Raw genomic sequence first — 862 nt, forward strand, 5'->3', positions numbered from 1 at the left:
TTTGAAAATAAATCATGCAGCACATCTTGTTCTTCACCCTGTGGGCTGAAAGAAGTCAGTGGCGTTGGTTTCTCAGCAAACGCATCGGAGATAGCTTCGTCTTCACCGTATTCCGGCAAATCAAACTCATCGAGCTCTACGCCTTGCTCTTCCGCTACAGGCTCACCACTGCTTTGTTCGATGTCATCTAAGACTGAATCCGCTTTTGCGCTCTCTTCATCGTATTCAGGCAGGTCAAGGTCATCGAACTCAAACTTTTCGGACTCTGGAGCAAGATCTTGCTCTAACTGCGCTTCATCCGGTTCGCTAACCACTTCCGCCAACGCATCTTCTTCGCCAAACTCTGGAAGCTCTAAATCATCAAACGAGAACTCGTCTTCGCCTTCTTGCCCTAAAATTTCTGCTTGTTTCGTTTCTTCAACTTGAGGAGCCGTTTCAGCTTGAGGCTCAGGTGTTGATTCTGATTCTGGGTCTAATTGAGCATCAACAATAGGGACTTCTGACTCCGTTGTTACTTCAGCATCCGCTTCTGCCAAGGCATCTTCTTCACCAAACTCTGGAAGATCAAAATCATCAATCGAGAACTCATCTTCGCCTTCTTGATCTACCGCTTCAGCTTGTTCCGTTGCTTCTACTTGAAGTTCGGTTTCAACTTGTTGTGCAGCTTCAACTTGCGGTTCATGGTCTAACTGAGGTTCAACAGCAGGAACCACAGGCTCTTCCGCTACTTCATCAACTTGTGCCAATGTTTCTTGTTGAGCCGTATCATCTTCAATCAGCCAATCATCGTCTTCTGGCACACCGAATTCATTTGGAACGATCTCTGGCATATGTGCAGCACGAACTGGCTCTGGCTCTGGCT

At 47.0% G+C, this 862-nt stretch carries 1 pseudogene; it reads right to left on the bottom strand.

Going from position 1 to position 862, the window contains the following annotated elements:
• A pseudogene (locus AB4653_RS27505) lies at window positions 1–862 on the bottom strand (ATPase); the annotation flags it as partial.

The sequence above is a fragment of the Vibrio sp. 10N.222.48.A3 genome (assembly GCF_041475345.1).
Lineage (GTDB): Bacteria > Pseudomonadota > Gammaproteobacteria > Enterobacterales > Vibrionaceae > Vibrio > Vibrio tasmaniensis_A.